The 13,324-nt window shown below is 33.9% G+C and carries 14 protein-coding genes; all 14 read left to right on the top strand.

The window, feature by feature from the left end; genetic code table 11:
- Positions 1-5: 5 nt before the first annotated feature.
- The 14 genes from murD (at position 6) to ACNDLV_RS01260 (ending at position 13,319) form a co-directional block, all read left to right on the top strand.
- Positions 6-1,376, top strand: a complete 1,371-nt coding sequence (gene murD / locus ACNDLV_RS01325) for a UDP-N-acetylmuramoyl-L-alanine--D-glutamate ligase (RefSeq protein WP_006586555.1) — start codon at positions 6-8, stop codon at positions 1,374-1,376.
- A 2-nt stretch (positions 1,377-1,378) separates the two neighbouring features.
- On the top strand, positions 1,379-2,491 hold the full coding sequence (murG, locus tag ACNDLV_RS01320; protein WP_006586556.1) for an undecaprenyldiphospho-muramoylpentapeptide beta-N-acetylglucosaminyltransferase: 1,113 nt from the start codon (positions 1,379-1,381) through the stop codon (positions 2,489-2,491).
- A gap of 30 nt (positions 2,492-2,521) precedes the next feature.
- On the top strand, positions 2,522-3,376 hold the full coding sequence (locus ACNDLV_RS01315) for a cell division protein FtsQ/DivIB (RefSeq protein ID WP_006586557.1): 855 nt from the start codon (positions 2,522-2,524) through the stop codon (positions 3,374-3,376).
- A gap of 81 nt (positions 3,377-3,457) precedes the next feature.
- A complete protein-coding gene (gene ftsA, locus ACNDLV_RS01310) occupies positions 3,458-4,828 on the top strand; it encodes a cell division protein FtsA (RefSeq protein ID WP_006586558.1) in 1,371 nt (456 codons plus the stop codon).
- Positions 4,829-4,842: 14 nt separating this feature from the next.
- Complete coding sequence (gene ftsZ / locus ACNDLV_RS01305) at positions 4,843-6,216, top strand: cell division protein FtsZ (protein ID WP_006586559.1); 1,374 nt, start codon at positions 4,843-4,845, stop codon at positions 6,214-6,216.
- A 15-nt stretch (positions 6,217-6,231) separates the two neighbouring features.
- Positions 6,232-6,693 (top strand): cell division protein SepF, encoded by a 462-nt coding sequence (locus ACNDLV_RS01300; RefSeq protein WP_006586560.1) that lies wholly within the window; start codon positions 6,232-6,234, stop codon positions 6,691-6,693.
- Positions 6,693-6,980 (top strand): YggT family protein, encoded by a 288-nt coding sequence (locus tag ACNDLV_RS01295; protein WP_006586561.1) that lies wholly within the window; start codon positions 6,693-6,695, stop codon positions 6,978-6,980. Before ACNDLV_RS01300 ends, ACNDLV_RS01295 begins: the two co-directional genes overlap by 1 nt.
- 43 nt (positions 6,981-7,023) lie before the next feature.
- Positions 7,024-7,848, top strand: coding sequence for a YlmH family RNA-binding protein (locus ACNDLV_RS01290; protein WP_006586562.1), 825 nt, complete (start codon positions 7,024-7,026; stop codon positions 7,846-7,848).
- Positions 7,818-8,549, top strand: coding sequence for a DivIVA domain-containing protein (locus ACNDLV_RS01285; RefSeq protein ID WP_006586563.1), 732 nt, complete (start codon positions 7,818-7,820; stop codon positions 8,547-8,549). The genes ACNDLV_RS01290 and ACNDLV_RS01285 overlap by 31 nt, the downstream gene beginning before the upstream one ends.
- Positions 8,550-8,765: 216 nt before the next feature.
- Entirely contained in the window at positions 8,766-11,558 is a 2,793-nt protein-coding gene (gene ileS / locus ACNDLV_RS01280; protein WP_006587186.1) for an isoleucine--tRNA ligase, read from the top strand.
- On the top strand, positions 11,558-11,779 hold the full coding sequence (locus ACNDLV_RS01275; RefSeq protein WP_006586565.1) for a cold-shock protein: 222 nt from the start codon (positions 11,558-11,560) through the stop codon (positions 11,777-11,779). Before ileS ends, ACNDLV_RS01275 begins: the two co-directional genes overlap by 1 nt.
- Positions 11,779-12,345, top strand: coding sequence for an NUDIX hydrolase (locus ACNDLV_RS01270; protein WP_006586566.1), 567 nt, complete (start codon positions 11,779-11,781; stop codon positions 12,343-12,345). The genes ACNDLV_RS01275 and ACNDLV_RS01270 overlap by 1 nt, the downstream gene beginning before the upstream one ends.
- On the top strand, positions 12,338-12,616 hold the full coding sequence (locus ACNDLV_RS01265) for a hypothetical protein (protein WP_006586567.1): 279 nt from the start codon (positions 12,338-12,340) through the stop codon (positions 12,614-12,616). The genes ACNDLV_RS01270 and ACNDLV_RS01265 overlap by 8 nt, the downstream gene beginning before the upstream one ends.
- A gap of 13 nt (positions 12,617-12,629) precedes the next feature.
- On the top strand, positions 12,630-13,319 hold the full coding sequence (locus ACNDLV_RS01260; protein ID WP_006586568.1) for a 5'-methylthioadenosine/adenosylhomocysteine nucleosidase: 690 nt from the start codon (positions 12,630-12,632) through the stop codon (positions 13,317-13,319).
- Positions 13,320-13,324: the final 5 nt, after the last annotated feature.

Below are 13,324 nucleotides of genomic sequence, written 5' to 3'. Positions count from 1 at the left end.
AAGACATGAAGGACATTAAGACATATCAAGGTAAAAACGTTTTAGTTTTAGGTTTGGGTAAGAGTGGATTTGCAGTTAGTGAATTACTTTTAAAATTAGGTGCCAAAATCACTTTAAATGATAAGCAAGATTTAACTGATAATGAACATGCACAAAAATTAGAAAAAATGGGAGTTCGAGTAATTGGTGGTCATCACCCGGTTGACTTGCTTGAAGAAGAACATTTTGATTTCTTTGTTAAAAATCCAGGGATTCCTTACGAAAATCCAATGGTTCAAAAAGCGTCTGAATTAAAAATCCCAATTATTACAGAACCTGAAATTGCTTTAAGTGCAAGTGAAGCTCCTTTTGTTTGTGTAACTGGTTCAAATGGTAAAACAACAACAGTTATGCTAACTAGTGAAATTATTGACCATCATTTAGCAAAAAGTGGTCATCATGCTTATGCTGTTGGTAATATCGGAGTTCCGATTAGTGAAGTGGTTCAAAAAGCAACCAAAGATGATGTCTTAGTTGTCGAAATATCAAGTTTCCAATTACTTGGTGTAACAGATATAAAACCAAAGGTTGCAGCAATTGTTGATATCTATCCGACCCATCTTGATTATCATAAGACAATGGAAAATTACATTGCGGCTAAATTAAATGTAACTCGGTTCCAAACATGTGATGAATACTTTATTGCAAACTTTGATCAAAAAGAAATTTTATCTAAAGAAGAAGCTACTACTAAGGCTAAAATCCAAACTTTTAGTATGAACGATCATTCAGCTAGTTACTTTGTTGGTGATGAATATTTGGAATCACAATCAGAAAAAATTATGAAAATTTCTGATATTAAATTGCCAGGCAGACACAATTTACAAAATAGTATGGTTGCGATTGCAATTAGTAAATTAATGGGAGCAGAAAATTCTGATATCCAAGCTGTTTTATCTACGTTTGCTGGAGCAAGACATAGATTACAATATGTGACGACTATCAATGACGTGAAAGTATATAATGACTCTAAGTCAACTAATATTGAAGCTGCTACAGTTGCAATAAAAGCATTTTCTGAACCAGAGGTGCTAATTGGTGGTGGATTAGATCGTGGATTTACTTTTGATTCTCTAGTTCCTCTATTGAAAAAGCATGTTAAAGCTGTTGTTTTATATGGTGAAACGCGTTATCTTTTAGCTGACGCAGCTAGAAAAGCAGGTATTAAAGAAATAAAAATTGTGAATACTTTGAAAGAAGCAGTACCAGTAGCATATGAATTAACTAAACCTGGTGATGTATTATTGCTTTCTCCAGCTTGTGCATCTTGGGATCAATTTAAGACATTTGAACAACGTGGAGACTATTTCATGGAATACATAAAGGAATTGAATTAAAAATGAGAGTTATATTTACAGGTGGTGGCACAGGTGGCCATATTTATCCAATTTTAGCAATTATTGAACGTCTAAAAGAAACTGGAATTTCAAATGATGATGAGATTTTGTTTGTGGGAACAGAAAGAGGATTAGAATCCAAGATTGTTCCTCGCGCTGGGATTAATTTTAAGACAATTGAAATTCAAGGTTTTAGTCGAAAAAATCTAATTAAAAATATAGAAACTATCAAGCTTTTTATGAAGGCAACTAAAAAGGCTAGAAAAATAATTTCTGAATTTAAACCAGATGTTGTTTTAGGTACAGGTGGCTATGTTTCAGGTGCAATTGTTTATGAAGCGGCTAAAATGGGGATTCCTACATTAATTCATGAATCAAATTCAGTTGTTGGCTTAGCAAATAAGTTTTTAGGACATTATGTAGATAAGATTTGTTATACTTTTGATGATGCAGCAAAGCAATTTAGTGAAAAGAAGAAATTAATTCAGACAGGGAATCCACGTTCACAACAAGTCTTGAATTTAAATCTTGAAAAAATTGATTTAGCTCAAAAGTGGTCTTTGAATCCACAAATGCCAACAGTGTTAGTTTTTGGTGGTTCAAGAGGAGCATTAGCAATCAATCGAGCAATGGAATCAGCACTTTCTGAACTTTCTAAAAAACCTTATCAAGTTATTTGGGCAACTGGCCAATATTATTATGGTTCAGTAAAAGAAAAATTAGCCGGTAAAGATATTCCTAAAAATTTAAGAATCGTACCTTACATTGATAATATGCCAGCTTTATTACCACAAATGTCTTGCGTTGTTTCAAGATCTGGAGCCACAAGTTTAGCTGAGTTTACTGCGTTAGGTGTTCCAGTGGTTTTGATACCGAGTCCTAATGTAACTCATAATCATCAAATGAAAAATGCTTTAGATATGGAGAAGGCTGGGGCCGCTTTAGTAATTCCTGAAAATGATTTGAATCCAAATAATTTTGTCTCTTCAATTGATCATATTTTACTTGATTCAGAATATGCTTCTAAAATGAGTAAAGCTTCTAAGAAATTAGGAGTTCCTGATTCAGCAGATCAAATAATTACAGTTATGAAGGCACTACAGGCAAACAAATAAAAAACTTCTTTAAGATTTGGAGGAGAACAGATGACTAATAGGAGAATTACTAAAAAAGATCCCAAAAAGGATTTGGATAATTTCCTTGATTATAAGAAAAATAAAAATAATATTACTAATCGAACTAATCAAAAAGCATCTGATTCACTGACTAATCTTAATAATGAGCGAAAACAAGCTCTAAGAAGACGCTTAGGTGCAATAATAATTATTTCAATTCTTGCAATTCTGGGATTAGGAATTTATGTATCTTCTTATACAAGATTGCAAAAAATAATTGTCGTTGGAGCCCCAGAATTGGATGCGACAGAGGTTATTAAAAAATCAGGTATTAAAGCTGAGGACCAATTAATTGATTATTGGCTTGGTAAAAACACATACGAAAGCAAACTTAAAAAATATTATCCAGAAATTAAATCTGCTAAATTAAAATTAGCGGGTCTAAATCAAATCAAGTTAGATTTGCAAGAATATAGTACTTTAGCTTATGTAAATCAAAATGGTAGATATTATAAAATTTTGAATAATAAAAAAATAGCTCGACAAAGTTTAACAGAGAGTCAGCTTAACAAGTCATTGCCAATATTTGTTGGTTATACAAGCAAATCTGGATTGTTTACTGACTTAAAAGCGTTAAAAGCTATTCCAACTAAGTTAAGAAACCAAATTAGTTTAATTAATGGAAAAAGCACACGTAAAAGTGAAATAGTGTTGCTAATGAAAGATGGCAATATTATTATTGGAAATACAGATACTATTGCTCAAAAAATCACGTATTATCCACAGATAAAAAGCAATTTAAGTAGTAAAAGTATTATTGATTTAGAAATTGGGGCCTTTTCACGTCCTTTAACTGATAGTGAAAAGAAAAATTTAGGTTTTTAATAAGCGTTTACATAATCTTATGTAAAACTTCACAAAGTTTATGGTATATTTGTAATAAGAAGGATTCATGGGGGCGTTATTGTGAGTAATTCAAGCTTAATCGTTGGCTTGGATATCGGTACGGATTCTGTAAAAGCAGTTGTTGCCGATGCTTCAGTCAATGAAATTCAAGTTATTGGTGCAGTCAAAGAAAAAAATAAAGGTATGCGCCAAGGAAAAATTGTTGATATTGATCAAACAGCTAATGCGATTTCCTCAGCATTGAAGAACGTTGAGCAAAAAACAAATTCCAAAATTTATCGAGTGGTAACAGGAATTCCAGTAGGTATGCTTCAATTGGAAACTTCAACTGGATTAATTAATATTGGTGAAGATGGCCGAGAAGTTAGTGATCAAGACGTAAAACGGGTTTTAGAACTTGCAATTAAACAAGCGGTAAAATCAGGTCGTGAAGCAATTGCCTTCTTACCTAGCAGATTCTTGTTAGATGGAAAAACCGATGTTGATGATCCTCGTAAGATGATTGCACATTCTTTAGAAGTACATGGAATATTGCTTACTGCTCCAACAGGTGATTTACATAATATCAAAAAAGCAATTGAACGAGCAGGATATCAAAATAATTTCTTTATTCCAACACCGTTAGCAATTGCAAGTGTTGCTCTTGATGAGGGAGAAAGAACCTTTGGTTCAGTTATTTTGGATTTAGGTGGTGGAACAACAACTGCTACTGTAATTCATGAAAATAAAATTAAGTATGCCACAATTGACTTGGAAGGTGGAGAAGATGTAACCAAGGACATTTCTGTAGTTCTGGGGACTTCCAAAAAAGACGCTGAGCAAATAAAGCTCGATTATGGTTCAGCTGATCCTGAATTGACATCTTCTGAAGATAAATTTTCTGTTAAAACAGTTGGTAAAAGTGAACAAGAAACTGTTGATGAAAATTATTTGAGTCAAATTATAGCTGCTAGAATGGATCAAATATTGGGTAGAATTGGTAAAGGATTAGCTTCTCATGATGCATTTAAATTACCTGGTGGGGTGGTAATTACAGGTGGCATGACTTTGTTGCAAGGATTGCAATCTGCTGTTGAAAAGCATTTTGAAGTTAAAACACGTGTTTATCAACCTGATGAGATGGGATTAAGAAATCCTGCATATGCAGCTGCATATGGTGTAGTTAACTATGTTTATAACTTAAATGATATTGATTTGCTTGTTAATGGTGTAATTTATGGGACTTCTGCATCCCATGAAAATCCATTAGCTGAATTTAGTGAAAATAGTATCAATATTTTTAAAAGACATGCAGAAGTTAGTGAAAATAACACAAAAGAAGCTTATAATGATACTATAGCGCCACGCGTAGATCGTGAAAAAGATGGTGCAAATAAGTCAGAAAATAGTAAAAAGGGTATCAGAGGATTCTTTAAGAATTTCTTTGATTAAAGGTGGTTTAGTAAATGGATTTCCAATTCGATCAAGACGACAACAAGAATGCTGTCATCAAAGTTATTGGTGTCGGCGGTGCAGGTGGTAACGCTGTAAACCGCATGATTGATGAAGGAGTACAAGGTGTTTCTTTCATCGTTGCTAATACTGATGTTCAAGCGTTAAATAGTAATAAAGCAGAAAATAAGATTCAACTTGGACCTAAGCTTACTAGAGGTTTAGGTGCAGGGTCACATCCAGAAGTTGGACAAAAAGCTGCTGAAGAAAGTGAACAAACAATTGAAGAAGCATTAAAAGGTGCTGATATGATTTTCATCACTGCAGGTATGGGTGGTGGAACAGGTACAGGCGCAGCTCCTGTAATTGCTAAAGTCGCTCGAGAAACTGGTGCACTTACCGTTGGGGTCGTAACGCGTCCGTTTACGTTTGAAGGACCTAAGCGTTCCAAAAATGCTGCTGCTGGTATTGCTCAATTGAAGCAATATGTTGATACTTTAGTTATCATTGCCAACAACCGTCTATTAGAAATGGTTGATAAGAAGACACCTATGATGGATGCCTTTAAAGAAGCAGATAATGTTTTGCGTCAAGGGGTACAAGGTATCTCAGATTTGATTACTTCAACTGATTACGTTAATCTTGACTTTGCTGATATTAAGACTGTCATGGAAAACCAAGGTTCTGCTTTAATGGGAATTGGTAGAGCAAGCGGTGAAAATAGAACTGTTGAAGCAACAAAGCTTGCCATTTCTTCACCATTGCTTGAAGTTTCAATTGATGGTGCTAAGCAAGTTCTTTTGAATATTACAGGTGGTCCTGATTTAACTTTATTTGAAGCACAAGATGCTTCAGAAATTGTATCTAAAGCTGCAGGAGATGATGTAGATATTATCTTTGGTACTTCAATCAATGCTAATTTAGGGGATGAAGTTGTAGTTACTGTTATTGCAACTGGTATTGATTCAAAGGCCGAAGAAGAAGCTTCAAAGCAATTGCCAGGCCATCATCGGACAGTAAGTCGACCAAGTGTTGACATTAAACCTGAAATTGAAGTAAATCAAGCTCCACAACCTCAAAATGTAGAAACAAGTGACACAGTTAAGGCAGAACCTTCACAAGTTGCTGAAACGCTTTCTGAAAAGCCACAAGTAGCTGAAGAATCACATCAAAAAGAATCAATGGTAAATCCAATTGATGTGTGGAATTTAGATGATAATAACAATCGCCGGGAAGTTAAAAATCAAGGTGTAGTAAATAAAAAGCAAGATACTTTTGACACATTTAATAATGACGATCAAGATAGTATCTCGCAAATTGAGACAAGTGCTGACAATGGTGATAATAGTAGTGACATTCCATTCTTTAGACACCGTAATCAGCAATAATGAAAGGTGATAATTATGGCTGCATTAGAGAAAATTAGTAGTTTTTTCGGTATCAGTGATAGTAGTGCTGAAGATGAATATGCTCCAGAAGCAACTTCTGCTTCATCACAATTGAATGAAGTAGAAGTTCCAACTGAAATCGCTGATCATTTAAATAATAAGGGGAGAAATAACGTGGTTTCTATAAAATCTGGTAGTGTACCACAAAGCAAAATTGTTTTATATGAACCACGCGTATATTCAGATGCTAAAGAAGTAGCTCAAAACTTACTTAGTAATAAGGCAGTTATCATCAATTTTAGTCGAATGGATGATGACTCAGCACGTAGAATTGTCGATTTTATTACTGGTACTGTTTATGCTCTAAACGGTGAAATTCAAAGAGTTGGCGATAAAATTTTCTTAGCAACTCCTCCTAAATTTGAAACTGATGGTAAGATTACCGAATTAGTTGAAAAAAAGGATAAGTTGAGTTAATGATTAATTTTTTGCTAAGTACTATAAGTGTAATTAATTGGCTTTTATATATCTATACAATCTTAATTGTTTTAAATGCAATTACTAGTTGGTTGCCCTTTCTATATAATTCAGTAGTTGGTCGATATCTAAATAAAATTGTTGAACCTTATGTTGGATTATTCAGGATTGGTTTTTTAAAGACAATTGCGATTAAAGCCGGTGTAGATGTTTCACCTGTGTTAGCAATTTTTGTTATTTATATCATTCAAAATTTGCTTACTCAGTTAGCATTTAAATTGATTTAAAAAATAGTGATGTAAATCACTATTTTTTATTTATATATGAATAATGAATGAAAATATTTTATTAAGCGAAAAAATAAAAAAGCGTGCTCAGTTTTTACGCTCTCAAAGTGATAATGACGATATTTCTCAGTTATCAGGTTATTTAATCCAGGTTTGCTATGGAAAAGAGGAAATATTAACTAATTTCTTGGATCCAGGAGCTAGAGCGAATTTAAAAGAACTTGCGCAAGATGATTTTTATGTTCAAGAATTTGGCGGATATGATAGAGCAGAAAAATGTCGAGCAATTATTCGTAATGATTGGGAATATCAGGATGTTAGAAATTTTCAACTGAAATTAATCAATATAACTTATAATCATAAATTTGCTACCATTACTCATAGTCAAATTTTGGGTACATTGGTAGGTTCAGGACTTAATTTGTCAAGTTTAGGGGATATCATTACTGATGGAAAAGGCAAATGGCAGTTTTTTGTTTCAGAAGCGATGGCTGATTTTGTTTGTCAAGAGATAAAAAGGATAGGCAAAGTTGCGGTTAGCTTAAATGAGGTTTCATTAAAGCAAATTGTCAATATTGAAGATGATATTCAAAATACTAAAATCATTGTTAATTCTTTGCGAATAGATGCAATATTAGCTGCACTGACAAAGTCTAGTAGAAATATTGTCAAACAATTGATAGAAAAGGAAAATATCAAATTAAATTGGCATAAAATTGATAATTCTAATATAATAATCTCAGTGAATGATGTGCTAAGTGTACGTCATTATGGGAGAATAGAAATCTCAAATATAACAAATACCCGGAAAGGGAAGTATCGTTTGGAGGCAAACTTGTGGCTCAGCAAGAAGAAAAGATTGTACTAACACCAATGGATATTCATAACAAAGAGTTCACTCCACGTGGACATAAGGGTTATGACAGATATGAAGTGGATAGTTTTTTAGATCAAATTGTTGATGATTATGGTGATTGCCTAGATAACAATGTTGATTTAAAAAATGAAAATGTGGCTTTAAAAAATAAAATTAAAGAATTAGAGTCTGAAGTAGATAGACTAGATGAGCTTAGAAAGACAATCAATGATGAAGTTTTGAAGGCACAAAAAGATGCTAGTGAATTAAGACAAAAAGCACAAGAAGATGCTAAAAAGATTGTTGAAGATGCTAAAAATCAAGCAGCTTCTGAAAATCAAAGCTTAGTTTATCAAAATGATACTTTAAAAAATGATTATCAAAGATTAAAAACACAAGTTGCAGATTTTAGATATAAGATTCGTGCAAAACTTCAGAAACAAATTGATTCATTAGATGATAATACTTGGCAATATTATCTTGATGCTGCTACAAATGTAGAAAGAATTTATCCATCGGATGGTGGAGAACCAATTCCTACTGCTTCACTTCCTACAGTTGACAATAAGGGCCAATCTGGCGTAAACTTGGAACATGACAAAGATGCTGATAAAGTGCCTTTATCAACAAGTCAGCCAGAGAATGATCAAGAAAATACAAATGATTCAGATGTAACAATTGTTTTTCCTGATGATTATAAAGATCATAATTAATTTTTTAAACTTAATAGTAAGACAAAGAAAGAATCAGCGAGTTAGTGATGGTGCGAGACTAACATAATTTTTTGGAGTCGATCAGCTATTATTTTAGTTTAACGTTATGCGCGATAAGCATGTTAAGTGGGGCTGTGTAGGTCCAACTTAGGTGGTACCACGGTTAATCTCGTCCTAAGACTAGGGCGAGATTTTTTATTTAGAAAGGAACAAAGTATGAGAATCAAAGATACTCTTAATTTAGGTAAAACTAAATTCCCAATGCGTGGTAATTTGCCAAATAGAGAAGGTGAATGGCAAAAAGCATGGGAAGAAAACAAGTTATATGAACAAAGATTGAAACTTAACGAAGGTAAACCTCGTTTTGACTTACATGATGGTCCTCCATTTGCTAATGGTAATATTCATATGGGTCACTCTTTAAATAAGATTTCTAAGGATATCATTGTTCGTTATAAGAATATGTCTGGCTTTTATGCGCCATTTGTTCCTGGATGGGATACACATGGTCTTCCAATTGAACAACAACTTGCTAAGCAAGGTGTTGATCGTAAGACAATGGACCGTGCTGAATATCGTGAGCTTTGTCGTAAATATGCGATGGAGCAAATTGACAAGCAAAGAACTGACTTTAAACGACTTGGTGTGATGGCTGATTGGAATCATCCTTACATCACTTTACAACCTAAATTTGAAGCTGAAGAAATTAGAGTCTTCGGTAAAATGTTTGAAAAAGGTTATATTTATAAAGGGTTGAAGCCAGTTTATTGGTCACCATCTAGTGAATCAACTTTGGCAGAAGCAGAAGTTGAATACCATGATGTGAAATCTCCCGCTATTTACGTCGCTTTCCAAGTAGAAGATGGTAAGGGAATTTTAGATAATGACACTTATATGGTTATCTGGACAACTACTCCTTGGACTATTCCAGTTAACGTTGGTATTACTGTTAACCCTAAATTTGAATATTCATTAATTAAGGTTGCTGGTGAAGAACGTAAATTTGTTATCGGAACTAGTCAATTAGAAAAAGTGGCCGAAGATCTTGATTGGCAAGATTATGAAGTTGTTGATACATTTAAGGGTACTGACTTTGATCGGATGACCGTTAAACATCCATTATATGACAAAACTAGTTTGGTAATGAATGATACTTATGTAACTGCTGAAGATGGTACTGGTTTAGTTCACAATGCAACTGGTTTTGGTGAAGATGACTACAATGTTGGTAAAAAATATGGCCTTCCTGTTTATTCACCAATGGATGACCAAGGTCGTTATACTAAAGACATTCCAGATCCTAACTTGGTTGGTGTTTTCTATGATGATGCTAACAAGATGGTTACTAAGCAATTAGAAGAAAAGAGAGCTTTGCTTAAATTAAGCTTCTTTACTCACTCATATCCACATGACTGGAGAACTAAGAAGCCGGTTATTTATCGTGCAACTACTCAATGGTTTGCTTCAGTTGATGCGTTCAGAGATCAAATTTTAGCTGAAATTGAAAAGACTAACTTTACACCTAGTTGGGGTAAAACTAGACTTTACAACATGATTAAAGATCGTGGTGATTGGGTAATCTCTCGTCAAAGAGCGTGGGGTGTTCCACTTCCAATCTTCTACGCAGAAGATGGCACTCCAATCGTTTCTAAAGAAACAATTGAACACATTGCTCAGATTTTTGAAAAAGAAGGGTCAAATGCTTGGTATACTCACACTGCTGAAGAATTACTTCCTGCAGGCTTTAAGTCAGAACATTCACCAAATGGTAAGTTCAAAAAAGAAACTGATATTTTGGATGTTTGGTTTGACTCTGGTTCTTCTCACCAAGGGGTTCTTGCAGCAAGACCTGAACTTCATTATCCAGCTGATCTTTACCTTGAAGGTAGTGACCAATATCGTGGTTGGTTTAATTCAAGTCTGATTACTTCTGTTGCAGTTAGTGGCCATGCTCCATACAAGTCAATTCTCTCACAAGGTTTTGTACTTGATGATAAAGGACACAAGATGAGTAAGTCACTTGGTAATGTAATCTCACCTAATGATGTTGTTAAGCAAATGGGGGCAGAAATTATCCGCTTATGGGTTGCTTCAGCAGATACTACATCAGATGTTGCTGTTTCAAAAGGAATTTTGCAACAAAATGCGGAAAGTTACCGAAAGATTCGAAATACTTTACGCTACATGTTAGCAAATACTAGTGACTTTGATCCTAAGGCTAATCGTGTTGCATATAAAGATTTACGTTCTATTGATCAATATATGGAAGTTCTTCTTAATAAATTAGTGAAGGACTGTTTAGCAGCATATAATAAATTTGACTTTACTAATGTTTATAAAATGGTATTTAAGTTTATCTCAAATGAACTTTCAGCATTTTACTTGGACTTTGCAAAAGATGTATTATACATTGAAGGTGAAGATTCACTTCCAAGACGTGCAATGCAAACAGTAATTTATGATGCATTAGTAAAGATTACCAAGGTAATGACCCCAATTTTGCCACATACTATGGAAGAAGCATGGAGTTATCTAAAAGAAGACCGAGAATATGTACAATTGAGTGATATGCCACAAGTCGAAAGTTTTGACAATGAAGCAGAATTATTGCAAAATTGGTCTGAATTTATGAAATTTAGAGATGACGTCTTAAAGGCACTTGAAGAAGCAAGAAATGCCAAATTAATTGGTAAGTCATTTGAAGCTTGTGTTGATGTTTATCCAACTGAACATACTAAGGCAATGTTCAATAAATTGAATGCTGATATGCGACAAATTTTAATTGTTTCAAAGCTTAACGTATTAGATAGTGAAGCTCCAGATAATGCTGAAGAATTTGAAACTGCTAAGTTGGTTGTTAAGCATGCAGAAGGTACAGTCTGTGATCGTTGTCGAATGACAAGAACTGATGTAGGTAATAATGCCAACTTACCAAAGCTTTGTGGTCGTTGTGCAGAAATTGTTGAAGAAAACTTTGCTGATGCAGTAAAGGAAGGATTTGAAGATTAATGCGTACAGGAACTGTTAAACAATTCGATTCTGCTGCCGGTTTTGGTTTTATTGATGATGATTTAACTAAGGCTTCTTATTTTGTTTTTTATACTGCAATAAAAGAAGCTGGATACAAAAGTTTAGAAATCGGACAGCGTGTACGTTATCAACTTGCACAAGGTAAAAAAGGTCTTCAATGCATTAATGTTTACATTGATAATGGTGAAGGAGGATACTAATGGACTTACGTGAACAAGAAATCGCCTCAGAACAGATTTTTAAAGGCCAAATTGTCGATTTATCTGTTAGAACAATTACTTTACCAAATGGAAAAACTGCTACTAGAGAAATTGTTAAACATCGTCCTGCAGCTGCAGCTATGGCTATAAATTCTGAAAACAAGATGTTATTAGTTGAACAATGGCGTGAGCCGATAAAAGATTTGACTTTAGAAATTCCAGCTGGCTTAATCGATGAAACTGATGCATCACCACTTGATGCAATGAAAAGAGAACTCAATGAAGAAGGCGGATTGAAGGCAGAATACTGGGAAAAAGTTTCAGAATTTTATTCTTCAGTTGGCTTTTGTGATGAGAAAATGTATCTCTTTTATTGTGATACTTTAACTAGATTGGAAGATAAGCGTAACTTGGACGAAGATGAGTTTTTAACTACTCATTGGTATAGTTTAAGTGAATTAAAGCAACTTCTTTCCGAAGGCAAAATTGTGGATGCCAAGACTATTTATGCCATTACAGTCTGGGAAAATATGATTTTATCAGGTTCAAAAGAAAACAATGACTGAAAAAAGAGCAGATTATCAACGCAAACATAATAAATCTAAATCTTTTTCTTTGTTGACAGATTTTTTTAGAAAAGATAAGAAATCTCAAGAATTCAACAAAGAAGATTATGAAGCTGGGATAAATCAAGATGTAAATAGCCCAGAGTATCAAAGAAATCCTGAATTAACTCGTGAGGAAAAAATTGATCGATTAAAAAAGCGATTGAATATTGCAATCGGGATTGTTTTAGGATTGTTAGTTTTAGTCTTTGTGGCACTATTTAAGTTATAAATAAGGAGTCAATATGAAAATCGCTTTGATAGTTCCGATGCCTGAAGAGGCGGAATTTTATTATCAGCATTTTCATGACAGAGAGGTAAAAATGTTCGGATGTACAAAGTTCGAACATTTTTCTGTTAATGAAAATGAAATTTATTTAGGACTTTCTGGAATTGGGAAAGTTAATGCTGCTATGAACCTTAGCAATTTATTGGCTAGGGTTGATATTGATTTAATCATCATGACTGGTTCAGCTGGTTCTTTAAAACCTGAAATTAAGAAAAAAGATGTAATTGTGGTCAATAGTTTTGCTTATCATGACGCTCATAATACTGCGGCTGGTGATTATGTAGAAGGTCAAATTCCGCGCGAACCAGCAAGATTTGATTTACAAAGTACTGAACGAGCTCAATTTATTGATTTCTTGAAGACTAGAGGGTTTAATTTTAAAGAAGGATTAGTTGTTACTGGTGATTCATTTATTGCCTCAGAAGCAGCTAAAACTGTCATTAAAGCTAATTTTCCTGAAGCTGTTGGAGTTGAAATGGAAGGAGCAAGTTTTGCCCAAGTGGCATACCATTTCAATAAGCCATTGATTGCTTTGCGAGCAATTAGCGATAATGGAGATGAAGATGCTAATGAAAGCTTTGAGGAATTTGTTAAGGAAGCTGGACAAAAAGCAGCTGATTTAATTATTTCATATTTAAAGCGATAAAGATT

Source organism: Lactobacillus fornicalis (assembly GCF_055362665.1).
This window is presented reverse-complemented; position numbering and strand designations above follow the sequence as displayed.